The sequence below is a fragment of the Allobacillus sp. SKP2-8 genome (assembly GCF_007559355.1).
GTDB classification, from domain to species: domain Bacteria; phylum Bacillota; class Bacilli; order Bacillales; family Alkalibacillaceae; genus Allobacillus; species Allobacillus halotolerans.
On record NZ_VMHF01000002.1, the window covers coordinates 172875 to 194386 of the forward strand.

Sequence of the window (21512 nt, forward strand, 5' to 3'; positions counted from 1 at the left end):
TGGTTTGGATTCGATTGTTGAGCGGCTAGAAACGTTTATCGAGCGGTTGGAATCGTTTGTCGAGCGGTTGGAGCTGTTTGTCGAGCGGCTGGAGCCGTTTGTCGAGCGGTTGGAATCGTTTGTTGAGCGGTTGGAACTGTTTGTTGAGCGGCTGGAGCCGTTTGTCGGTAAGCGTCAAATAAACCGCACTCTAGTTTGAGTGCGGTTTGTGAGTTAAACTAATATTTGATTTAATTCTTCACTTTATCAGGTAGTTGATCTGACCAAGGAAGAAGAGGTTCGAGTGATTCACTCGTTAGTTCATTTATATTTGGTAATATCTCAAAAAGGTATGTGAGATATTCAAATGGCTTTAGATTATTTTCTTTAGCTGTTTCGATCACACTGTATATAACCGCGCTCGCACGAGCGCCTTTAAAAGTTTGGGCGAACAACCAATTTTTCCGACCAATTACAAATGGTTTAATGCTACGTTCAGCTCGGTTATTATCGATGTCTAACTGGGCATTTCCAAATGGTCGACGTAATTTTCGTTCTTGGTTGATGACGTACTTCATAGCCTGCCCTAGTAAGCTTTTCGGTGCGACAGTGTTCACATGTTTTTTTGTCCATGCGAAAAAAGCATCGACAACTGGAACACTTTTCTCTTGCCGATTTTCATGAATCTCATCAAGGGTTTTACCCTTCAATGAACGTTCGATTTTATATAATTGATTAATATATGCGAGGCCTTGTTCAGATAACGTAGGGCCATTTGATTTACCAAAGTTTCCAGCTTTGGTGGCTTCATCAAACTTTCGTCTAGCATGGGCCCAACAACCAGACAACTGAACATTAGGAAGCCCATCATAACCCTTATAACCATCAACATGAAGGATGCCTTTATATCCATCCAGGAAGCGCTTCGGGTGTTTAGTCGCACGGGTTGTTTGATAATCAAACAGCACACATGAAGGGTCTTCTCGACCTGATCGATACAGCCACATATATGACTTGTTTGTAGCTGATCGATCCTTTTCTTTTAACACTTGAATGGTTGTTTCATCTACATGCATGGTCGGTCTAGTAAGCAAGAAAGCCTTCAGGCTTTCATAGACAGGTTCTAGCCAATTCGCGGCTGCTTTAATCATCCAGTTCGCCATTGTTTGACGCGACAGTGTTAAATCTAACCGTTCAAGTTGTTTTTCTTGGCGATAAAGCGGCAATCCTTCTACATATTTTTGAGTCATAATATGAGCTATAGCGGATGGTGAAGCCATACTTTTAAAGATGACCGGTTCTGGCATTTGTGCCTTTGTAATGGGTGTTTCTACCTCATTCTTTTCACATTGGCGACATGAATAAACCGACCGACGGTGCTCTTTTATGTAAGCCGAGGCTGGAATTATTTCAATTTCTCTACGTTTTTCTACTGTCATTTCATGAATCGGACCCGAGCAGCAAGAACAAATTTGTTCGCTTTCAGGTAATGTATGAGTCACGACTTCAACCGGAAGCTGATTGACAGAGTCTGAGCTCGTACGTTTACGTTTTTTTCGCGTATACGTGATCTCTTCCTCCGTTGGTTCCTCAACTTCCGGTGCTTCAGTGACTTCCGTCTCGTTAAAGAGCGGAAGCTCTATTTGGTTATCAGGAGTCTTTTCACTCGAGGAGGCAAAACGTTTTTGCTGCATGAGTCGAAATTGTTCCTCATACCACTTTATAGTCGCCTTTTGTTGAGCGTTTACTTCCTCAAGCTCCTTGACTCGCTGTGATAATTCTTCAGTTTGGTTAGGTGTATTCGTTGTATTAGTCATACCTCTATTTTACTATAAAAGCTTACAAAAATGGGCGGATTATACAACTTTTTTTGCGTCAATTTTTGGATGAACTTTTCCCTCTTCTACAGTTAACCCCTCTAATAACCATCGAAGTTGTCTAATGTCGATGTCCATGGTCTCACCCTCAAGCCCTTCGGGCCATTGAAAACGACCATTTTCGAGTCGACGGTAGTAAAGCCAAAAGCCATTGTGTTCCCAATGAAGTATTTTGACTTTATCGCGACCACGATTACAAAATAAGAACAAATCAGAAGAAAAGGGATCGAGTTGGAAGTATTCTTGAACCAGTGCTGCTAACCCGTCAATCGATAATCGCATATCTGTTTCACCATGGGCAATAAAAATTCGTTGTTTTCCATTAAGGTTGATCTTCATGTTCGAATCACCTCCAACAGCTCCTGAAGGAGCTCTTGGTCAAACCCTTTTTCAATGGTCATTCGTACATCTCGACATTCAACTTCAATAGAAGCGCTCGTATTTATCTCAATCGCTGACCATCCTGAGACCGATTGCTCCTTTGTTTGAACTTCTTCTGGACAAAGATTTCGACGTTGATTAATGAATTGATGATAAGTGCATACTTGCTCTTGCTCGCACCATTCCTTTACCGTCAATCCACTTGCTTTCCATTCCTGAATTTTTTCAATCCACCATTCTTTTGAGTATACTTCAACATCATCCGATGTTGTAATTGCGTTATGGGATTCTTCCACAAAACAACCTCCTTCATATCAAGATAGTTATAGTATGGAGGAGTGAGATGTGGAATTATAGGTGTGGTTATCTTTACGCTTACGTTTGTCGAGCGGTTGGAACTGTTTGTCGAGCGGCTACGTTCATAAGTGAATACTCAAACTAAAAATACCCTTCAGACAGCTAGTGTCTGAAGGGCATTTTTTATCCACGTAATTCCGCTTTGTATGTTGCTTTTACTTCTTGAATAATACGTTCTCTCAGTTCCTCTACTTCATCGTCTTTGAGTGTCCGTTCATTGTTTTGGAACGTAAGGTTAAAGGCAATGGATTTTTTACCCTCTTCCATATGCTCACCTTGGTACACATCAAAGACACGGATTGTTTTCAAATACGGTTGTCCTGACTGATAAATGGTTTGCTCGAGTTCTTTCGCCTGTACATCAGAATCAACTACGAAAGCTAAGTCTTGAGACACAGCTGGATACTTGGTAATTGGTTCATAATCCGGCGTTTCATCAACGTGCGCAAAGACCATTTCGAGATTTAAATCGAAAATATAAGTTTCATCCAAATCATGGTCTTTTTGAATAGATGGGTGAAGTTGTCCGATATAACCAATCGTTTCTCCGTTCAATTTAAGAATTGCTGTCCGTCCAGGATGCATTCCATCAAGACTGGCTTTCTCAAAAACAACATTGTCTTTAAGGAAGTTTTCAAATAAGCCTTCTAAAATGCCTTTTAGTACGAAGAAATCAACTGGTTTCTTTTCTCCTTGCCATGGGTGATTCTCCCAGATTCCTGTAATTGCAGCCGCAACCCGAAGCTCTTCTTTTGGCAGTACGTCCTCACCTTCATTCGGCAAATAAACAGATCCAAGTTCATAAAACCCGAGATTGTATTGATTTCTTGCCACATTATACTGAAGGCTGGACAATAACTCGGGAATAGCACTTAATCGCAAATGACTGTGCAAATCGGTCATTGGCATCAATAATTTTACAGCCTCTTGATCGGTTTGGATTTCCGGGCTAACGAAATGTTTTGATTTTTCTTCTGTCGTCAGTGAATACGTCAACGCCTCATTTAATCCTGCTTTTTGTAAATAAGCATGTACCTCACGAGTTAATCGTTGACGTTTCGTTAGGCCGCCCTTATTTGATTGACCTGTCGGCAATGTATAAGGGATATGGTCGTAACCATATAAACGAGCAAACTCTTCAACCATATCTTCGAGAATACGAAGGTCATTTCTACGTGACGGTGGCGTCACTGTATATTGCTCCCCTTGTTGTTCATATGGCAATCGTAAACGTTCTAGAATATCATTCATTTGATCAACGGATAACTCGGTCCCTATGCGTTCATTAATTTCATGGCGTTCAAAAGTGATTTGAACCGGTTCACGTTCAGTTGAACCCGCTTCCACCATTTCCCCTAAAGTTGTTCCGCCTGCTAACTCTTCGTATAACTCAGCTGCACGTATTGCTGCTTCTTTCACACGTGCAAGGTCGACACCTTTTTCAAACCGTGCGCTCGCTTCACTTCGTAAATTGTGTTGACTCGATGCTTTGCGAACGGTTTTCGGATCGAAATAAGCAGCTTCGAGAAGAATCGTCGTTGTATCATCTTGAACTTCGGAATCTTGACCGCCCATTACACCAGCTAATGCATGAGGCTTCTCACCGTTCGTAATGAATAGGTGTTCTGGCTGAAGTGTCCGCTCTTTTCCATCAAGTGTCGTCATCGTTTCACCTTCATGAGCTGGACGAGTGACGACTTCTTTACTGCCAAAACGGTCATAATCGAAAGCGTGAAGCGGCTGACCGTATTCCAACAAAACATAGTTCGTGATATCAACCAAATTATTGATCGGGCGAATGCCGGCACTGATCAAGCGATTACGCAACCATAATGGAGATGGCTTCACTTCTAAATCCTTGATAATCCACGCACCGTAATACGGATTCATTTCTTTGTTCTCTATACGAACAGCGATGTAATCATTGGACGACTCATCAGCTTTGTTAACAGTCGGTGACGGTAATTGAAGTTCTTTATTATAAATAGCAGCAACCTCATAAGCCATCCCGATCATGTTTAGGCAGTCTGCTCGGTTCGGTGTTAGATCTAGCTCCAGCACTTGGTCGTCTAAATTGAGTAACGGACAAGCCGGTTCACCAATTTGTACCTCTTCATCAAAAACGAATATGCCATCTTTTAAATGATCAGGCACGAACTTTTCATCGACACCCAACTCTTGCAATGAACAAATCATTCCTTCTGATGCTTCACCGCGCAGTTTCGCTTTTTTAATTTTCAACCCGCCTGGGAGTATTGCGCCAGGTCGAGCGACGACAACATATTGCCCTTGCGCCACATTCGGTGCACCGCAGACAATTTGCGCGAGTTCTTCTTCACCAACGTTCACCTGACACAGGTTCAACTTGTCGGCGTTTGGGTGTTGTTCACACGCTTCAACATATCCGACAACAATTTTTTCATCGTTCAATATCGGACCGTGAATGCCGTCTACTTCGACACCTGTTTTTGTAATGGCTTCAGCTAACTCTCCTGTAGAAATGCCTTCGATATCAACATATTCTTTTAACCAATTAATTGAAACTAACATCGTTCATACCCCCTTATACCTGGTGAAATTGCTTCAAGAATCTGACGTCGTTCGTATAGAAATGACGAATGTCTTCAATGCCGTACTTTAACATCGCGATTCGTTCTGGCCCCATTCCGAATGCGAATCCTGTATACTTTTTGGAGTCAAAACCAGCCATTTCCAAAACATTTGGATGGACGAGTCCTGCACCTAAAATTTCAATCCAACCGGTATGTTTACAAACGGAACAGCCGTCTCCGTTACAAACTTTACAAGAGATGTCCATTTCAACGGATGGCTCAGTGAATGGAAAGAAGCTCGGGCGCAGGCGAATTTCACGATCTTCACCAAATAGATGTTTTGCAAGAACATTCAATGTTCCTTTTAAATCACTCATCGTAATATGTTCATCCACATAAAGTCCCTCGATTTGCGTGAACTGGTGGGAGTGTGTCGCGTCATCTGTATCACGGCGATACACTTTTCCAGGACAAATAATTTTAACGGGTCCTCTTCCTTCATGTGCATTCAACGTCCGCGCTTGAACCGGTGAAGTATGTGTACGCATCAACAACTCTTCTGTAATATAAAACGAATCCTGCATATCACGAGCTGGATGACCTTTTGGTAAGTTTAACGCTTCAAAGTTATAGTAGTCTGTTTCAACTTCCGGTCCTTCTGCCACTTCATATCCCATGCCGATAAATAAATCTTCAATGTCTCGAATGGTCTTCATGAGAATATGAGGACCACCCGTATGCGTCGGCCGACCTGGAAGTGTGACATCAATCGTCTCTTCTTTCAATTGTTCTTCAATCGCTTGTTTTTCCAGTAAATCCGCTTTTTCTTCGATGGATGCAGTAATCTCATCACGCACTTCATTGGCGAGCTGACCAATGACAGGACGTTCTTCTTTCGATAATTTCCCCATCCCTTTAAGAACTTCCGTGATTTTCCCTTTTTTCCCTAAAAACTGAACACGCACGTCTTGCAAAGATTTTTGCGTATCGGCCGCTTCAATTTCAGTTATGGCTTCTTGTTTAATGCTCTGTAGCCGCTCTTTCATAAATATCCTCCTTTTGGTCAACAACCGCTTTCTTTAAGCAAAATAAAAAAACTCCTCCCTGTAAATAAGGGACGAGTTGATTTCCGTGTTACCACCCTCGTTGATTTGCTTTATCTTAACGCAAACCCACTTCATTGAATAACGGATCAAGGACCCGGACACCTGTAGTGTCAGCTCCAGAGTGAAATTCGTACAATCCCATCGATTGGAGTATTTTCAGTCCAGGATACTCCATCCCTTTTAATCGATGATCGGGTATTGCCTACTTAGCTCTTTCGACGCTTTTATAACGATTAAATCTCCAATTATTATAGATAATTTTCCTAATTATATCAAGTGACATATCGAAAATGATATAAAATTACACTAGCAGCGATGCCGACATTTAGCGACTCGGCCTTTGTTTCTTGTGGTATATAAATGGTCTCATTACATCGTTCCAGCAATGAAGGTTGCACGCCCATACCTTCGTTTCCCAAAATAATTGCAAACGCTTCAGGTGGTTCGATTTCAGGTAATGCTTTCGCTTGTTCATCCAAAGCTGTTCCATAAACGACGATGTCTCGCTTGTTTAGCCACTCAAATAAATCGGATTGAATGACAGGAAAATGAAACAGCGCACCTTGTGTCGCACGAACGACTTTTTCATTATATAAGTCAACTGTACCCTTGCCTAAAATAATCGCTTCCACTCCGAAAGCTAAACCACTTCGAATGATTGTACCTACATTGCCCGGATCTTGTATTTGATCGAGCATTAACATACGTTTAGGTTGATTAAGCTCCCACTCTTTTTGACGAACGACTGCAGCAATACCTTGTGGTGTTTCTGTTTGGGATATTTCCTTCATCACCGGAGAGCTTACAAACTCAAGAGGTAATGTACTCCATTCATCAGTAACTTCCACTCCATCTTCCACAATTAATGTATCGATCGTCCAATCACTTTTTACCGCTTCTTCGACTAAGTGCCAGCCTTCCACTAAAAAAAGTCCTTCACGATCACGATGTTTTTTCTGGCTTAATTTTTTCCATGCTTTGACACGTTGATTTTGTTTCGATTCAATCATGTTTTATACACCTCACACATTTCCTATACATAGTTTAAAAGTCTTTTGACCAAACTACAACAAAATTCAATTATGAGGTGAGCTTATGGATTTAAATTTACGTAAAGCAATCAAAAACAATATCGCAGGAAATAATGAGGAACAATTACAAGCGACCATTGTTGACGCTGTCGAAAGTGGAGAAGAAAAGATGCTTCCAGGTCTTGGCGTACTTTTTGAAATGCTCTGGCAGGGCGCCAACGAAAAGGACAAAAAGTATGTATTGGATATTTTAGAACAAGAAACGAATCAGCTTTAAAGAGAGTGATCGAAGTGGGGCTTCAGTGTTAATGTGCAATCCTTCAGTGCTAATTCACGAAGCTTCAGGGTTAAATTGCAATTCTTCAGGGTTAATTCGATCGGCTTCAGTGTTAATTTGCGAACCTTCAGGGTTAATTCACGAAGCTTCAGGGTCAATTCACGGAACTTCAGTGTTTTTCCGTGAAGCTTCAGTGTTATTTGGCAAATGACGCTTGAAGCGAACAGCTAAACACTCACACCCTTGCTTCAAGTAAAAATAACAGAGCAATCCTCACTTAAGGATCGCTCTGTTTTAATTTAATTAAATGTCAATTTTTCAACCGTTTCATGATCCATTTTCTTGATAACCGCAACGAGTAGCTTCACAAGGTTATCAAAATCATCGTAATGAAGCATTGCTGCATGGGAATGGATATAGCGCGTTGGTACAGTAATGGACAACGAAGGAACACCATTCGCAGTCAAATGGATGGAACCTGAGTCCGTACCGCCTCCCGCCATGGAATCATATTGGAATGGAATGTCGTTTTCTTCTGCTGTTTCCACAACGAAATCACGTACGCCTTTATGAGAAACCATGGATGCATCATATAAAATAATTTGCGGGCCTTCACCCATTTTCGCAGCAGCATCTTTATCGGAAACGCCCGGCATATCACCTGCGATGCCAACATCTACGCCAAATCCGATGTCCGGCTTGACCGCATGTGCACTTGTTTTCGCACCGCGTAGTCCGATTTCTTCTTGAACCGTTCCAACGCCATAGACGACGTTTGGATGCTGTTCATCTTTTAATCGTTTCAACACTTCAATCGCAATGGCACAGCCAATACGGTTGTCCCAAGCTTTGGCAAGCATTAACTTTTCATTGTTCATTTGAGTAAATTCAAAATATGGAACGACAGAATCGCCTGGACGAACTCCGAATTCTTCTGCTTCTTCTTTATTTGCAGCACCGATATCGATAAACATATCTTTAATATCGACTGGCTTTTTCCGTTGCTCAGCAGATAGGATATGAGGTGGTTGAGAGCCAACGACTCCTGTGACGTCACCTTTTTTCGTCATGATTGTTACACGCTGTGCGAGCATGACTTGGCTCCACCAGCCACCGACAGTTTGGAAATAAAGGAAACCATTATCGTCGATTCGTGTAATCATAAAGCCGATTTCATCCAAGTGACCGGCAACCATGATTTTCGGTCCGTTCTCATCGCCTGCTTTCTTGGCGATCAAACTTCCTAAATGATCCGTTGTCACTTCGTCCGCATATGGAGCTATGTACTTCTCCATGACTTCACGTGGTTCTTTCTCGTTTCCGGGAATCCCTTTTGCATCTGTTAAATCTTTTAACATCTGCATATTGTCTTTTTGTGTCATTTTTGAATCCTCCTTATTTTCTGACTAACCATTTTTCATTATAACGCTAATCGTTTTCGAGGACAAAAGTTAGTACCCTGATTTTTGCCTATCATGATTCACTTCATTTTTATCCTGGTAAGCTTGAAAAATATCTATTTCATTAAAACCTAATGTATCGCCTAGGCTTAAATAATCGGACAGCAATTGATGATAACGTTTTTCGGTCGGGTTGGATTTGTACTGAACAATTCCATCATAAATGCCATGAAATTGCTCCGTTAATGATTTCGCAGATGGTCTGATCGTTGGCTGGATTGTATATGTACGATCTAATCCAATAGAAATGAGAAAATGAATTCCATCTACATACTCTTCTAAAATATCTTGCCGGTCATTTGGCCCTTTCTCGCTCCAATACTTAAAGCATCTTGTTTCATTTGCTAATTCGCCCACTTCAACCAACAAGGCGAGTAGTTTTTCGTCGCTTACCTCAGCGCGAGTTCGACCAATCTTATCCATGATTCGGTCATCTAACACTTTTTGCATCTCCATAATCATATTCCAGTCCATCAAAAAACCTCCTCTGTTATTCAGTATAACAAAGAAGGTTTATCCTCCACATGAGAAAATCAATTTTCTGTTCGCTCAACCGTAAAGAAATCTTCCCATTTCAAAATGATTTCTTTTCTTCGAATCAAATACATCAAAATCAAGATCAATGATAAAAACAAGATCAGATGTACGATTCCCAATGACTGAAACCATTGACCAAATGTCGTGTAAACAAAAGCTAAAGGTAGATTGGAGATGATGGACATTCTTGCATACTCTTTGAAATTACGTGTCATCTCAATCAGTATTAAGGAAATTAAGTGGAAATGGATAAATGGCGTAATGCGTAACAAAACGACTTGTGGCATGTTTAATTGGCTATGTCTTCCAAACATTTTTTCCCTGAGCCGTTCAAATCGTTTAAACAGGCTCGGTGTTTGTTGAACAACCAAATAGAAAAGAAGACTAGAAAGTGTGACACCAATCAATGAATAGACAACCCCATATGTCATCCCAAACAACAAACCACCCGTTATGCATATGAATGCAACCGGAATAAATAAAAAAGGACGGATAATATGAAATGCAATAAACAACACCGGTGCAATCATCTGATTAGAGTCAATCGACTGTTGGATCCAACCGATAACACCCTCCATGGCAGCCTCCTTTCAAATAGGCTTACTAAAGGATATGACAATAGACGAGCCTTTATGACAAGTTGACGAAAAGCTTAGCCCCATAAAAAGACTGCAGCCCATACCAATGTAATCAATGGTAGCCCGAAAGCAAATTGGATATGTTTTGTTTTATGGCGGAAAACATTCATGCCAGCCCAAGCACCGAGCGCCCCTCCAATGAGGGCGATCGTCCAAATCCGTGATTCTGGAATGCGGTATTGTCGGAGGCGTGCTTTTCGTTTGTCGATTCCCATGACGATGAATCCAATAAAATTAATGATGACTAACCAGCCAGCTAATAGATACATGTGATTCCTCTTTCTTTAATGAATATGTTACTTAATTATATTATTATAGAAACATATAGGTAGCCGTTCTAACTTCATGTAACCCCTTTTGTTCACGAAAAGTACCCTTAATTTTTATATAATAATATAAATTCCTGAGATAATACTTAATTGTATTACCAAAACTAAAAATATCATAGGTGATTTTATTACAGTTTTACTTGGTAGCATTTTATAACCTATTAAGTTGCCAGCTAACATAAATAAAAATATAACTAAAAATAAAATTAGCTTTTCCAATTAATCTAACCTCCCAAATATAAAAGCCGACCTTCAAATATTATTATATAAGTTAACTAGATAAACAGTGATTTTACCATTTTGTATATGTATCATTCAACAATGCACGGATTTCACATACCCTAAAAAACTGAATCCCCAGCGAGATTTTCCGCTGGGGACAAACATTCCTATTGTTCCTGCAAATAATAATCAGAAAGCTGATCTCGTAATGCTCGTTTCAAGAATTTACCGACAGAAGTTTTAGGGATTTCATCGACAAAAACAATGTCATCCGGAAGCCACCATTTTACAAACATTGGTTTGATGTACTCGAATAACTCTTCTTTCGTCACATCCGCTCCTTCTTTTAAAACAACAACACCAAGCGGTCTTTCTTGCCATTTTTCATGCGGGATACCGATTACACTCGCTTCAGCAACGGCCTCGTGAGCCATCAAGCCATTTTCAAGTGCAACGGTTGAAATCCATTCTCCGCCGCTTTTAACCAAGTCTTTCGTCCGGTCCACAACTTGAATAAAGCCATCTTCATCGATTGTGGCAATGTCACCTGTATATAGCCAGCCATCTTTAACAGATTCAGCTGTTTTATCCGGTGCATTATAATATTGATCTGTAATCCATGGTCCACGAATGGTCAATTCACCCATTGTTTCACCATCCGCAGGTACTTCGCCGTCTTCGTTGATGACTTTCACTTCGAGGCCGGGTACAACACGTCCTTGTGTTGCTTTTATATTCAGTTGTTCTTCACGGCTTAAATCCTCATGTTTGCTGAGTGGTCTCGACAATGTAGCAACAGGACTTGTTTCCGTCATTCCATATGCATGGATAAATGGAATATTAAAACGATCTTCATACAGAGCGATCAAGCTTTTCGGTGCAGCGGAACCTCCACATATAACAGCTTTTAAACTCGATGTATCATAATTTCCTTGCTCCAATGCTTGAGCGACACCTAACCAAATTGTTGGCACTCCAGCTGACATTGTCACTTTTTCTTGCTCGATCAATTCAAGAATCAGTTGTGGGGTAACATTCGGTCCAGGTAATACCTGTTTTGTACCGAACCATGTAGCTGCATATGGGAATCCCCAAGCATTTACGTGGAACATCGGTACAAGTGGTAATGATACATCTTCTTCTTGTACACCTGTTGTTTCAGCTAAGCCTAATGTCATGGAATGTAAAAAAGTGCTTCGATGTGTATAGACGACACCTTTGGGTTTGCCTGTTGTCGCAGATGTGTAACACATACCTGCTGGATCATTTTCTTGGATGTTTTCTGGATATTGATAAGTGGGATCACCTTGTTCAATGAGTGATTCATAGAGATAGACTGAAGGAAGGGATGTTTCTGGGATGTTTTCTTCGTCCGTCATTAAGATGACGTGTTGAACAGAAGGGATTTCATCTTTAATCGCTTCAATTAAGCCAATAAACTGTGCATCAACAAGCAATACTTTATCTTCCGCATCATTGATGACGTAAATTAAGTGTTCTTGTGGCAATCGGAAATTAATCGTGTGTAAAACCGCATTCATATTGGGAACGGCAAAATAAGCTTCCAAATGTCGATGATGATTCCAACCTAGCGTTCCTATTCGATCACCTTTTTTTATGCCAAGTGCCTCTAATGAATCTGATAATGACCGGCAACGTTGTCCAACTTCTTTATAATTTAACCGATGAACTTTTAGGTCTGTCCTAGACACAACCTCTTTTTGCGAAAAATACTTCTCAGCTCTTTCTAACATTTGCGTAGTCGTCAACTGAAAATTATTCATAGCTACTCCTCCTTTTTTAAATTATGTATAACTCTTGATAGTATATCTTTAAATTTAAATTATTATGATAATTTTGTCAATTACTAGCCAAGTCTCAGTTTAAGCACATGATTGTATGTGTTCATTAGATTTCAAAAGTACGTTAACGGAAGAAAGTTGAAAGAATTTGCTATTCACATTGAAGGTTTGCGGATTAACACTGAAGGTTCGCGGGTTAACACTGAAGATTTACAATTTAACACTGAAGGATTTCGATTTAACCCTGAAGATTCACAAATTAACGCTGAAGCCTCGAAGATTAACACTGAAGCACCGCAATTTAACACTGAAGCTTTAAGAATTAACGTTGAAAAAAGATCCCAATACACAAAAAACCTTGATCAATGAGTGTTCACACTCACCAATCAAGGTTTCAATCAGTCTATTATTTAAGCGCGTCTTTTGCTTGGTTAACAAGGTTTGTAAATCCTTGTTCGTCGCTTACAGCTAGATCTGCTAACATTTTACGGTTAACTTCGATTCCAGCAAGCTTCAATCCATGCATTAAACGGCTGTATGAAATGTCATTCATACGAGCTGCCGCGTTAATACGTGCGATCCAAAGCTTACGGAATTCACGTTTTTTCTGACGACGGTCACGATATGCATACTGACCTGATTTCATTACTTGTTGTTTTGCTGTTTTAAATAACGTTCTTTTCGAACCGTAATATCCTTTTGCTAGTTTCAAAACGCGTTTGCGTCGTTGGCGTGTAACTGTTCCACCTTTAACACGTGCCATGGTAATTCCCTCCTATTTATGTCGAATCTTATTGTTTTTATTTATTCGGTAGCATTTTTTCTAAACGGCCTTCGTCGCCTTTAGCAACGATTGCGCTTTTACGTAGTTTACGTTTTTGTTTCTGTGTTTTATTTCCGAACATGTGGCTTGTAAACGCATGAGCACGTTTAAATTTACCAGTACCTGTTCTTCTAAAACGTTTTTGAGCACCTTTATGAGTTTTCATTTTTGGCATGACTATATCCTCCTTAAATTAACGAACGAATTTATTTCTCTGCTTTAGGAGCAAGCATCATGAACATGCTGCGTCCTTCCATTTTAGGCTTTGATTCCGCATTGCTGATATCATTGGTTTGTTCAGCGAATCGGTCGAGAACTTCACGACCTAATTCTTTGTGGGTAATCGCACGCCCACGGAAACGTACGCTGACTTTGACTTTGTCGCCTTTTCCAAGGAACTTACGAGCATTACGTAATTTCGTATTGAAATCGTGCTCCTCAATCACTGGAGTCAAACGAATCTCTTTTACATTAATAACCTTTTGGTTTTTACGTTGCTCTTTTTCTTTCTTTTGTTGTTCAAAGCGGTATTTTCCGTAATCCATAATACGAGCAACTGGTGGTTTTGCTTGTGGAGCAACCAACACGAGGTCTAAGTTCGCTTTTTCAGCGATCTCCAAGGCTTCGTTTCTTGACTTTACTCCTAATTGCTCACCATTGACATCAATCAAACGGACTTCCTTTGCTCGAATGGATTCATTCACAATATCTTTGCTAATCGTTAGCCACCTCCATAATTTTTTAAATCAAGGCATTATCCGACAAGTGATTTGCTTTGAAAGTAGTTCAACCACTCTCAATAAAAATAAAAATGTGGGCACCTTGGCACCCACATTTTAACAGTTCGTTCTACGGAAGACTTAAAACAAGTCTTCTTCAACGGTTTTGGTTCTGTTCGGACCTGTTAACTACCCATTGCGAGCGTCAAGCAGGTGAGAAGCGGGTGCTTCTACTTGTCAGTTCATGACCTTATTCAATTCACCTTACCTAGTATATGCATAATCACTATAACTGTCAAGTCGTATATTTAGTCTCAACTTTTTTGACTGATTTGGTTCTTAATTTGATCGATAAAATCACTCAACCCAATTGTTTCGGTATCTTTTTCACCATATTTACGCACATTCACTGCATCTTCAGACATTTCCGCGTCACCTAATACTAATGCATAAGGGACTTTTTTCGTCTGTGCTTCTCGAATTTTGTACCCGAGTTTTTCATCGCGTACATCCAGTTGAACCCGGACGCCCTGCTCTTGCAGCTGCTCCTCAACTTTCTTGGTGTAATCCATATGTGCTTCTAATGAAACAGGAATGATTCTCACTTGCTCTGGCGCTAACCAAACTGGGAAGGCTCCTTTGTACTCTTCAATCAAGAAAGCTACAAAGCGTTCCATTGTTGAAACAACACCACGGTGAATGACGACAGGACGGTGCTCTTTACCGTCTTTACCGATATACGTGAGATCGAATCGTTCAGGTAAATGGAAGTCGAGCTGGACAGTGGATAGTGTTTCATCTTTTCCGAGCGCAGTCTTCACTTGAACATCTAATTTCGGACCGTAAAATGCCGCTTCGCCTGTCGCTTCAACGTATTCAAGATCCATTTCTTCCAATGTTTCTTTTAATAACGCTTCTGCTCTATTCCACATTTCATCATTATCAACGTACTTCTCTTTATCTTCAGGATCACGGTACGAAAGACGGAAATAATAATCATCAATACCGAAGTCTTTATAAACATTTTGCACCAAACGAACGACCCGCATAAATTCATCTTTCAATTGATCTGGACGGGCAAAGATATGGGCATCATTCAATGTCATTCCTCTAACCCGCTGTAATCCAGCAAGTGCACCGGACATTTCATGACGGTGCATCGTACCGAGTTCTGCAATACGTACAGGTAAGTCACGATAACTGTGCAAGTTATTTTTATAAACCATCATATGGTGTGGACAGTTCATCGGACGAAGCACTAAATCTTCATTGTCCATTTCCATTGCAGGGAACATATCTTCCTGGTAATGATCCCAGTGACCACTCGTTTTATACAGCTCGACACTACCTAGTACTGGCGTATAAACATGGTTATAACCTAAACGTTCTTCCAAGTCGACAATGTACCGCTCAATGATCCGGCGAATCGTCGCCCCATTTGGCAACCATAACGGAAGGCCTTGGCCAACTTTTTGAGAAACCGTGAAAATATCCAGCTCTTTTCCTAACTTACGGTGATCCCGTTCTTTTGCTTCTTCGCGTTGTTTTAAGTATTCGTCCAATTGGCTTTTCTTTTCAAACGCCGTTCCATAAACGCGTTGGAGCATTTGATTATTGCTGTCGCCACGCCAATAAGCTCCTGAGATCGAAAGCAATTTGAATACTTTGATCTTCCCTGTATGAGGGACGTGAACGCCACGACAAAGGTCAGCAAACTCCCCTTGCTCATAAATCGTTACGGACTCTCCTTCAGGAATGGCATCAATTAATTCTTGTTTCAATTCATCATTCTTGAAACGCTCTTTTGCTTCTTCTCGAGACACTTCAATCCGGTGAACTTCGAGCGCTTCATCCGTAATTTTCTTCATTTCTTTTTCAATTTTAGGAAGATCTTCCGGTGTAATGGATTCTTCCATATCCATGTCATAATAGAAACCATCTTCAATGACCGGACCGACGCCAAACTTCACGTCTTGACCGTAGAGACGACGAATAGCCTGAGCCATTAAGTGTGCTGTTGAATGGCGCAACACCTCAAGCCCTTCAGGATCTTTATACGTAATGATTTGAATCTCACCGTTATCTTCAAGCGGCTGACGAAGATCAACCATCTGTCCATTGAACTTTCCGGCAAGTGCTTGCTTTTTCAATCCTGAGCTGATGGATGAAGCTATATCTTCAGTTGTGGATCCTTTCTCAAATTCTTTTTGATTGCCATCTGGAAAAGTAATTTGAATCATTTCTGCCATGAAATCATCTCCTTTATTGAAATTACGAACGAACGATCGAATGCTTCCCATTAAAAAAACACCCATCCCTATACATAAAAGGGACGAGCGTTTTAACCCGTGGTTCCACCCTGATTCTGTCATACGTGACAGCACTCAAGAGACATCGTTAACGCTGATGCAACGTTCAATATTAATCACCGAATTGGTTTTCACATTGAATGCTCAAAGGTGGTAGATTCATTGGCATACCCGGAAAGCTTACAGCCAAGGCTTTCCTCTCTGTTTGAGCTGTGTCAAATGAATCCATGTCCTTCTCAAAGCAGTTCGATCATTATTTATGTTTGTATTATATCGGTAAGATTGACGAAAAGCAAGAAAGAATGTATTTAAAGATTATAACTGGCATGTAACCTAGATTGGTTTTGCATAATTGATGAGATTTCGGATGAAGTTTTCTTACTGTACTGTACTTGTTACTCGCTTGCAAAATTTCAATCAAAAAGCTATCAACAGGTAAACCTATTGATAGCCTTTTGATTGAACTATTTCACATGTAAAAACGGAAAATTTTCAAGCGAACGAATTTCTACCTTTTCCTGAAAAACATTCATAATTGCATATAAATTATGGGTTTGATTTTTCGTTGTGTATACAATGATTTTTTCAGGATTAATGAGCAATAACTTCCGCAATACCTCGGCATGCTTCAACATGTCTTCCGTCTCTTGTGTAAATCGATACTTACCGTCCAGCAAAGAATTGTCGCCAATTACCCTTGCTTGTTTATCCATCACGACCGGTTCTTGTTGATGGTCCAACAAAACAATTACTTTGTCATAAACGCTTGCGTAAATATCCAACTGACTCCTCAACTCATACATCTTTTCTTGATAAATTAATTCTTGTTTCCACTCCTCTATGCCGAAACCAACGAGCTCAACCCAATTATGATCTTGGATGAATAATTGCTGATACATCTTATCGACTGAGATCAATTCATCAGATTCTTCGTACAAAAATTGAACCAACCGTTCGTATAAAGAGTATTGAAATTGGCTATGTACGAACTTTGGCGTCGCACTGAGTGTAACAATGTAAGGAATGATTTGATCACGTTCTTCTTTTTCAAAATAAAAATGTTTTTCCAAAATGAAGTGTGAAATTTTTGTTCCGTAATGCTCTAAGATAAATGGATAAATGAGTTCCACTAGTTCGATTGGTGAGTCGGGGGAGTCGGTTCGGATTGTGATGGTTTGATTAGACATTGTCAGTTGGTCTGTTTGAAGTCTACCGAGTAAGAAAAAGTAAAACTGCTTGGCTTCTTTCAATTCACGAAATAAAAAAGATGTCTCTTTCACATAGATCCCTCTTTCATTGAAAAACTAAGGCTTATGCTTGAAACGTAGTGCTAACAAACAAAAGCCTAAGGTTGTCGGACTGTATTCCTGTCTTGCTTGTCTTTGCGCATTGTCTCAGGTAATACATTGTATGAAATAGGGATTAAAAAAATGTGAAAGGACATTAATTTAGAAAATCTCGATAATTTTTTCCGTTTATTTCAACGGGTTCACTCACTTGACGAATACGCTCCATAATCCGTGCGCTTTTCAGTTGTTCCATTTTTCCTCTACCCGATTGGGATAGCATTGTTTCAAGCTCTTCTGGTGTATAATTCGACGTAAAGAATACTGGTAATCGTTCCATCATCCGATATTGCAAGATTGCACCTAAGATTTCATCTCTGAACCATGAAGATAAAAATTCAGCTCCAATATCATCTAAAATCAAAACAGTCGCATTTTTAAATCGGTCGATTTTTTCATTAATCGTTGAATCGGATATGGAAGATTTCATTTCACGGACTAATTCAGGCATATAAATGAAATACGTATCGATTTTCTGTTCAGCCAAGTGATTTGCAAGTGCCGCTAACATATATGTCTTACCGACCCCAAATTGCCCATATAGATAAAGGCCACGGGAAGGTAAAGATGATTTACTTTCATGATAAAATTTCTGTACTTTCTTAAATGCTTCCACCCGACCGTCATCTTGTAGGTGGACTTGATCAAACGATGCTTCATGTATTTCTCTTGGCATATGAAGACTCTTGACCATCGAGCGCTGTTTTTGTTGTTGAATGGCTTTTTCTTTTCGTGGGCACTCGTGATAAATTAGTTTGATCTTTTCATTTTCAACCAAGATCTCTGGCGCATATCCTTGTACAACATTCACACAACCATCAAGTGAAGGACAATTCTCACAGGCCTTCGATTGATAATCGTACTCATATAATTTGATCAATTGCTTCTCTATCTGTTGATTTGTGATTTGTGGATGTTGAGCAAGGAAGTTTTGAATCTCTGGAGATGATAGAATCTTAGATTTCATTTCTCTCATCGATGCTTGATAATTCTCTTTGCCTTTTAACCACTGGCTTAAAGCCGTTTGGATTGGTTCCATCCGTTTTCACCCTTATTATCTGACATTATTCATTCAGCTATTTTTGAAAACTTTTTATGAATTGTTCTAGCTCTTGGCGGTCTTTTTCTATTTCATCCGCTGACTTTTCTTGTTTCACTGGCTGTTGCTTTTTATTCGATTCCTTCTGTTCTTTAAACCACTTTGGTAAAACTTCATTTGATTTTTTCGTCTGTTTTTGTTTTTTCTGTTGCCACTGTTGATACATATGATGTTCTCGTTTGGCAATATCCATCGCTTGCTCAGCAGTCGCAATTTTTTCACGACTCCAATGGGCTGCAATCGTCTCTAAATAGTTTTTCGATAATTTATTTTGATTTCTTTTTAACACATAGTCAACTAAGACGTTCATGACTGGCTGGGCAAGTCCGTGTGTCTCCATCATATCAGTGATCATGTCGATTTCTTTCATCGAAGCTACTCCCGAACTTGAATGATCCTCCAATAGCTGTCGATGTGTAATAGTTTCAAAGTGATGAATCAGTTTATCCTTTTTCGAAAGGTTTTCACTTTTTGTGGAAGCGTTCGTACTTTTAGGCTGATTGGATAATGGATTTTCTTCGGACTGAGCGTTGTGTCGATATAATCTTGGCGGGACGGTTCCATGTTTTTTGTAATAAATATCTTTACACATCGCATGAAACTCTTTCCGATCGAGTGTTGATGCTTCAGTCACTGCCCACATAACCGCTTTTTCAAGCTCTAGGAAATTCACATCATAGATCTTGATCATTTTCTCCATGAAAATCAAATTCGATTGGGTTAAGATCGATTGGGGTTGTAACTGCTGTTGAGAAAGCATTTTTTTCAACCAATCCACCGGTAAGCTCGATTCCTCGACTTGCTTGTCTTGTTTGATCGGAGGATTTTCCGCTTCTTCTTTTGGCGCAACAGTCGTAAACACATCATCGAATGATGTGGTCAGCTGCTGTACGGAATCCGGTAATTTTCTCGGTTGAATTAATTTTTTCTTCAATTGATTGGCTACATCTTGTCCCACTTGGTGTTCCAATAACACGGAATACATAGAATCAGCGAAAAACCCTTTAGCTGAAAATGGCCGCTGCAATAAATAATAAAACGTCGTATAACTCAATGACTCTTTAAACGTTTTTAATAGTCCAATTGCTTCCAGTCTCTTTCTTGCCTCGAAGAATTCATCCAAATCCATATTCAACATCGTCATTACATAATGGTGAGAGACTGACGCGTCTGCTACTTGTTTCGCCGCTTCTTCCTTCAAAAATTGAAACAATGCGACAGCTTCCCTACCGATTAAAGGTTGATACAATAATGTCAAAACGGAATCAGCATCCGTGAAAAAAACATCTTGCTGCATGACTTTCATACGGTCATTAGGTAGTAAATGCTTCATCCGTTCCATCGTCATTTCATATAACCTCCATACCTACTCTTTCTTTGTTCGATGTATCATTTCGTTCAGTTCATTCATAAAAACATTAATATCTTTAAATTGACGATAAACCGATGCGAAACGCACATAAGCAACTTCATCGACATCCGCCAATCGTTCCATGATCATTTCGCCGATATCGTTGCTCATCACTTCAGAATTTCCTTGATTGCGTAATTCTCGCTCCACATCGAAAGCAATTTTTTCGACTTGTTCGACGGATACCGGTCTTTTCTCGCACGCTTTCAACAAACCTCTTTTAAGCTTTTCTCGAGAAAATTCTTCTCGCATACCTTCTTTTTTTACAACGATCAATGGAATTTCTTCAACGCGTTCAAATGTGGTGAACCGATAATTACATTCATCACATTCTCTTCTCCGACGAATTGTTTTGCCTTCATCAATCGGTCGGGAGTCCAATACACGTGTACTTTTATAATCACAATTTGGGCATTTCATTCATAGCCACCCCGATTTTTTCTTCTACTATTATTCTCCTAATTATAACAAATCGCATTGCTAAAGTTTAGTGTTGTTTTTTAACACTTGACGAACTTGCAAACGCCAACAAGCAATAAATCTGTCGACTCTTTCTTTCTACTACTTATCCCATAGGAATGACATCGTGTCAAATAAGGAAAAATTGCTTATCGTTCAGTCATAAAAAGAATAAATCGTATATATAAAACGAAACGAATAGAATTAGGAAGATTTTCGATTTTTCTCCTTTAGATGCAGGTGGCCTTTTCTTTTCAAATCGGATGTAGCGAATTCACGTGGTATTTGGTAGCGGCTTCTGTTATGAAGCGCTCTAATCAGGGGTAGCGGGTAAAAATCATGCTCTATCGTCGATAGAAGCGCTCTAATCAGGGGTAGCCGGCAAAAATTATGTTCTACATTCGATTAGAAGCGCTCTAATCAGGGGTAGCCGGCAAAAATTATGTTCTACATTCGATTAGAAGCGCTCTAATCAGGGGTAGCCGGCAAAAATTATGTTCTACATTCGATTAGAAGCGTTCTAATCAGGGGTAGCGAACAAAGAATCTGCTCTATCATCGATTAGAGGCGCTCTAATCAGGGGTGGCAGGTAAAAATCATGCTCTACATTCGATTAGAAGTACTCTAATCAGGGGTGGCGAACAAAGAATCTGCTCTACCGTCGATTAGAAGGTCCATAAAAAAACCTGAACGATTTATGGTTAAATCGTTCAGGTTTCCTATCTTGCTAATCTACTTACTAATTAAATATCAACATTTTCTTTTGCTCTAGTATCGACTGAGTTATTCATCGGCATT

The 21512-nt window shown here is 39.9% G+C and carries 22 protein-coding genes and 1 other annotated feature; of the genes, 3 read left to right on the plus strand and 19 right to left on the minus strand.

Annotated elements, in window-relative coordinates; all coding sequences use genetic code 11:
- The first annotated feature begins 4 nt into the window (after positions 1 to 4).
- On the plus strand, positions 5 to 199 hold the full coding sequence (locus tag FPQ10_RS04130) for a hypothetical protein (protein ID WP_144160720.1): 195 nt from the start codon (positions 5 to 7) through the stop codon (positions 197 to 199).
- 31 nt (positions 200 to 230) lie between these two features.
- On the opposite strand, the gene tnpC is transcribed toward FPQ10_RS04130, so the two are convergent.
- The 6 genes from tnpC to FPQ10_RS04160 all read right to left on the minus strand — a co-directional run bounded on the left by tnpC (position 231) and on the right by FPQ10_RS04160 (position 7262).
- A complete protein-coding gene (gene tnpC / locus FPQ10_RS04135; RefSeq protein WP_144160723.1) occupies positions 231 to 1796 on the minus strand; it encodes an IS66 family transposase in 1566 nt (521 codons plus the stop codon).
- A 39-nt stretch (positions 1797 to 1835) separates the two neighbouring features.
- Entirely contained in the window at positions 1836 to 2195 is a 360-nt protein-coding gene (gene tnpB, locus FPQ10_RS04140) for an IS66 family insertion sequence element accessory protein TnpB (protein WP_144089726.1), read from the minus strand.
- A complete protein-coding gene (gene tnpA / locus FPQ10_RS04145) occupies positions 2192 to 2533 on the minus strand; it encodes an IS66 family insertion sequence element accessory protein TnpA (protein ID WP_144160726.1) in 342 nt (113 codons plus the stop codon). Before tnpA ends, tnpB begins: the two co-directional genes overlap by 4 nt.
- 184 nt (positions 2534 to 2717) lie before the next feature.
- Entirely contained in the window at positions 2718 to 5144 is a 2427-nt protein-coding gene (pheT, locus tag FPQ10_RS04150; protein ID WP_144160729.1) for a phenylalanine--tRNA ligase subunit beta, read from the minus strand.
- A gap of 13 nt (positions 5145 to 5157) precedes the next feature.
- On the minus strand, positions 5158 to 6192 hold the full coding sequence (gene pheS, locus FPQ10_RS04155) for a phenylalanine--tRNA ligase subunit alpha (RefSeq protein WP_144160732.1): 1035 nt from the start codon (positions 6190 to 6192) through the stop codon (positions 5158 to 5160).
- 332 nt (positions 6193 to 6524) lie between these two features.
- On the minus strand, positions 6525 to 7262 hold the full coding sequence (locus tag FPQ10_RS04160; RefSeq protein ID WP_144160735.1) for a TrmH family RNA methyltransferase: 738 nt from the start codon (positions 7260 to 7262) through the stop codon (positions 6525 to 6527).
- Between the two features lie 85 nt (positions 7263 to 7347).
- Between FPQ10_RS04160 and sspI the strand changes: the two genes are divergently transcribed.
- Positions 7348 to 7560 (plus strand): small acid-soluble spore protein SspI, encoded by a 213-nt coding sequence (gene sspI / locus FPQ10_RS04165; RefSeq protein ID WP_144160738.1) that lies wholly within the window; start codon positions 7348 to 7350, stop codon positions 7558 to 7560.
- A gap of 299 nt (positions 7561 to 7859) precedes the next feature.
- Here the strand turns inward: sspI and FPQ10_RS04170 are convergent, their stop codons facing one another.
- The 5 genes from FPQ10_RS04170 to FPQ10_RS04190 all read right to left on the minus strand — a co-directional run bounded on the left by FPQ10_RS04170 (position 7860) and on the right by FPQ10_RS04190 (position 12530).
- Positions 7860 to 8942 (minus strand): M42 family metallopeptidase, encoded by a 1083-nt coding sequence (locus tag FPQ10_RS04170; RefSeq protein ID WP_144160741.1) that lies wholly within the window; start codon positions 8940 to 8942, stop codon positions 7860 to 7862.
- A gap of 69 nt (positions 8943 to 9011) precedes the next feature.
- On the minus strand, positions 9012 to 9494 hold the full coding sequence (locus FPQ10_RS04175; protein WP_144160743.1) for a dUTP diphosphatase: 483 nt from the start codon (positions 9492 to 9494) through the stop codon (positions 9012 to 9014).
- A 59-nt stretch (positions 9495 to 9553) separates the two neighbouring features.
- Complete coding sequence (locus FPQ10_RS04180) at positions 9554 to 10135, minus strand: TVP38/TMEM64 family protein (protein ID WP_144160746.1); 582 nt, start codon at positions 10133 to 10135, stop codon at positions 9554 to 9556.
- A gap of 74 nt (positions 10136 to 10209) precedes the next feature.
- Positions 10210 to 10464, minus strand: a complete 255-nt coding sequence (locus FPQ10_RS04185) for a DUF1294 domain-containing protein (RefSeq protein ID WP_144160749.1) — start codon at positions 10462 to 10464, stop codon at positions 10210 to 10212.
- A 449-nt stretch (positions 10465 to 10913) separates the two neighbouring features.
- Positions 10914 to 12530, minus strand: a complete 1617-nt coding sequence (locus FPQ10_RS04190; RefSeq protein ID WP_144160752.1) for a long-chain fatty acid--CoA ligase — start codon at positions 12528 to 12530, stop codon at positions 10914 to 10916.
- Positions 12531 to 12686: 156 nt separating this feature from the next.
- Here FPQ10_RS04190 and FPQ10_RS04195 point away from each other — a divergent pair, with 156 nt between their 5' ends.
- Complete coding sequence (locus FPQ10_RS04195) at positions 12687 to 12917, plus strand: hypothetical protein (protein ID WP_144160755.1); 231 nt, start codon at positions 12687 to 12689, stop codon at positions 12915 to 12917.
- Positions 12918 to 12954: 37 nt separating this feature from the next.
- On the opposite strand, the gene rplT is transcribed toward FPQ10_RS04195, so the two are convergent.
- The 8 genes from rplT to nrdR form a co-directional block, all read right to left on the minus strand.
- The gene (gene rplT, locus FPQ10_RS04200) at positions 12955 to 13311 is read right to left on the minus strand and encodes a 50S ribosomal protein L20 (RefSeq protein WP_144088050.1); all 357 of its coding nucleotides are present in this window, start codon (positions 13309 to 13311) and stop codon (positions 12955 to 12957) included.
- Positions 13312 to 13348: 37 nt separating this feature from the next.
- On the minus strand, positions 13349 to 13546 hold the full coding sequence (rpmI, locus tag FPQ10_RS04205; protein ID WP_144160758.1) for a 50S ribosomal protein L35: 198 nt from the start codon (positions 13544 to 13546) through the stop codon (positions 13349 to 13351).
- Positions 13547 to 13577: 31 nt separating this feature from the next.
- Positions 13578 to 14078, minus strand: a complete 501-nt coding sequence (infC, locus tag FPQ10_RS04210; protein ID WP_255439702.1) for a translation initiation factor IF-3 — start codon at positions 14076 to 14078, stop codon at positions 13578 to 13580.
- A gap of 326 nt (positions 14079 to 14404) precedes the next feature.
- Positions 14405 to 16339 carry a threonine--tRNA ligase gene (thrS, locus tag FPQ10_RS04215; protein WP_144160764.1) on the minus strand — a complete coding sequence of 645 codons (1935 nt, stop codon included), beginning with the start codon at positions 16337 to 16339 and terminating at the stop codon, positions 14405 to 14407.
- Between the two features lie 76 nt (positions 16340 to 16415).
- Positions 16416 to 16648, minus strand: a binding site (T-box leader).
- Between the two features lie 215 nt (positions 16649 to 16863).
- Positions 16864 to 17679, minus strand: a complete 816-nt coding sequence (gene ytxC, locus FPQ10_RS04220; protein ID WP_144160767.1) for a sporulation protein YtxC — start codon at positions 17677 to 17679, stop codon at positions 16864 to 16866.
- A 163-nt stretch (positions 17680 to 17842) separates the two neighbouring features.
- Positions 17843 to 18784 carry a primosomal protein DnaI gene (gene dnaI / locus FPQ10_RS04225; protein ID WP_144160770.1) on the minus strand — a complete coding sequence of 314 codons (942 nt, stop codon included), beginning with the start codon at positions 18782 to 18784 and terminating at the stop codon, positions 17843 to 17845.
- A 37-nt stretch (positions 18785 to 18821) separates the two neighbouring features.
- Entirely contained in the window at positions 18822 to 20192 is a 1371-nt protein-coding gene (locus FPQ10_RS04230; protein ID WP_144160773.1) for a replication initiation and membrane attachment family protein, read from the minus strand.
- A gap of 18 nt (positions 20193 to 20210) precedes the next feature.
- Positions 20211 to 20675, minus strand: coding sequence for a transcriptional regulator NrdR (nrdR, locus tag FPQ10_RS04235; RefSeq protein ID WP_144160776.1), 465 nt, complete (start codon positions 20673 to 20675; stop codon positions 20211 to 20213).
- Positions 20676 to 21512: the final 837 nt, after the last annotated feature.

Coding starts and splice junctions, on each gene's coding strand:
- FPQ10_RS04160 (WP_144160735.1), bottom strand. CDS start 7,262: ATGATTGAATCGAAACAAAATCAACGTGTCAAAGCATGGAAAAAATTA.
- FPQ10_RS04230 (WP_144160773.1), bottom strand. CDS start 20,192: ATGACGATGGAACGGATGAAGCATTTACTACCTAATGACCGTATGAAA.
- FPQ10_RS04180 (WP_144160746.1), bottom strand. CDS start 10,135: ATGGAGGGTGTTATCGGTTGGATCCAACAGTCGATTGACTCTAATCAG.
- thrS (WP_144160764.1), bottom strand. CDS start 16,339: ATGGCAGAAATGATTCAAATTACTTTTCCAGATGGCAATCAAAAAGAA.
- dnaI (WP_144160770.1), bottom strand. CDS start 18,784: ATGGAACCAATCCAAACGGCTTTAAGCCAGTGGTTAAAAGGCAAAGAG.
- FPQ10_RS04175 (WP_144160743.1), bottom strand. CDS start 9,494: ATGGACTGGAATATGATTATGGAGATGCAAAAAGTGTTAGATGACCGA.
- pheS (WP_144160732.1), bottom strand. CDS start 6,192: ATGAAAGAGCGGCTACAGAGCATTAAACAAGAAGCCATAACTGAAATT.
- nrdR (WP_144160776.1), bottom strand. CDS start 20,675: ATGAAATGCCCAAATTGTGATTATAAAAGTACACGTGTATTGGACTCC.
- FPQ10_RS04190 (WP_144160752.1), bottom strand. CDS start 12,530: ATGAATAATTTTCAGTTGACGACTACGCAAATGTTAGAAAGAGCTGAG.
- tnpC (WP_144160723.1), bottom strand. CDS start 1,796: ATGACTAATACAACGAATACACCTAACCAAACTGAAGAATTATCACAG.
- tnpB (WP_144089726.1), bottom strand. CDS start 2,195: ATGAAGATCAACCTTAATGGAAAACAACGAATTTTTATTGCCCATGGT.
- rpmI (WP_144160758.1), bottom strand. CDS start 13,546: ATGCCAAAAATGAAAACTCATAAAGGTGCTCAAAAACGTTTTAGAAGA.
- FPQ10_RS04185 (WP_144160749.1), bottom strand. CDS start 10,464: ATGTATCTATTAGCTGGCTGGTTAGTCATCATTAATTTTATTGGATTC.
- FPQ10_RS04170 (WP_144160741.1), bottom strand. CDS start 8,942: ATGACACAAAAAGACAATATGCAGATGTTAAAAGATTTAACAGATGCA.
- sspI (WP_144160738.1), top strand. CDS start 7,348: ATGGATTTAAATTTACGTAAAGCAATCAAAAACAATATCGCAGGAAAT.
- pheT (WP_144160729.1), bottom strand. CDS start 5,144: ATGTTAGTTTCAATTAATTGGTTAAAAGAATATGTTGATATCGAAGGC.
- rplT (WP_144088050.1), bottom strand. CDS start 13,311: ATGGCACGTGTTAAAGGTGGAACAGTTACACGCCAACGACGCAAACGC.